This is a genomic window from Paracoccus sp. UBA5162, from assembly GCF_002413585.1.
Taxonomy (GTDB): Bacteria; Pseudomonadota; Alphaproteobacteria; order Rhodobacterales; family Rhodobacteraceae; genus Paracoccus.
Genome location: NZ_DHXG01000034.1, coordinates 1 through 1214, shown reverse-complemented (window position 1 = coordinate 1214; position 1214 = coordinate 1). Strand labels below are relative to the sequence as shown.

1 protein-coding gene is annotated in these 1214 nt (G+C 64.7%); it reads left to right on the top strand.

Annotated elements, in window-relative coordinates:
• Positions 1-284: 284 nt before the first annotated feature.
• Positions 285-1214: Clp protease N-terminal domain-containing protein (locus B4A72_RS04455; protein WP_292978146.1), on the top strand; the 930-nt coding region annotated here is incomplete at its 3' end.

Sequence of the window (1214 nt, the reverse complement as noted above, 5' to 3'; positions counted from 1 at the left end):
CCGCCGCCGGTCAGCATCCCCAGCCCGATCTTGTAGAAGCCGACCGAATCGCCAAGCTTCTGTGCCAGATCCAGTCCCGCCACCGCGTTCGGCACATCCAGCGCCACGATCAGCCGGTCGTCCATCATCGCCCCCGATTTTTCGCAAACGGCCGCCTTATACACGGTTTCTCGCGGCTTGAAAGCACGAAAGCCGGTGCCCATTTCCCAAGCCATGACCCGGACCGGGACGCGCCGCGACAGGGCGTCCGCGACGCGGGGGCTGATGAAAAAGGAGAATTGCCGATGAACATGGAAAAGTTCACGGAACGGTCGCGCGGCTTCCTGCAAGCCGCCCAGACCATCGCGATCCGCGAGGAAAACCAGCGGGTCGTCCCCGAACATCTTCTGAAGGCGTTGATGGATGACGATCAGGGTCTGGCGTCCAACCTGATCACCCGGTCGGGCGGCGATGCCAAGCGCGTGCAGCAGGCCGTCGATCAGGCCGTCGCGAAGCTGCCCAAGGTCTCGGGCGGCAACAGCCAGGTCTATGTCGATCCCTCGATGGTGCGCGTGCTGGACGAGGCCGAAAAGGTCGCCAAGAAGGCGGGTGACAGCTTCGTGCCCGCCGAACGGATCCTGATGGCGCTGGCGATGGTGAACACCAACGCCAAGGACGCGCTGGAGGCCGGATCGGTCAAGGCGCAGAACCTCAACGCAGCGATCAACGACATCCGCAAGGGGCGCACGGCCGACAGTGCCAGCGCCGAAGACAGCTATGAGGCGTTGGAGAAATACGCCCGCGATCTGACCCAGGCCGCGCGCGACGGCAAGATCGACCCGATCATCGGCCGGGACGAGGAAATTCGGCGCGCGATGCAGGTTCTGTCGCGCCGCACCAAGAACAATCCGGTGTTGATCGGCGAACCCGGCGTCGGCAAGACCGCCATCGCGGAAGGTCTGGCGCTGCGCATCATCGACGGCGACGTGCCCGAAAGCCTGCGCGACAAGAAGCTGATGGCGCTGGACATGGGCGCGCTGATCGCCGGGGCGAAATATCGCGGCGAATTCGAGGAACGGCTGAAGGCGATCCTGAAGGAAATCGAGGCCGCCGCGGGCGAGATCATCCTGTTCATCGACGAGATGCACGTGCTGGTCGGCGCCGGCAAGACCGACGGCGCGATGGATGCCGCGAACCTGATCAAGCCCGCGCTGGCGCGGGGCGAACTGCATTGC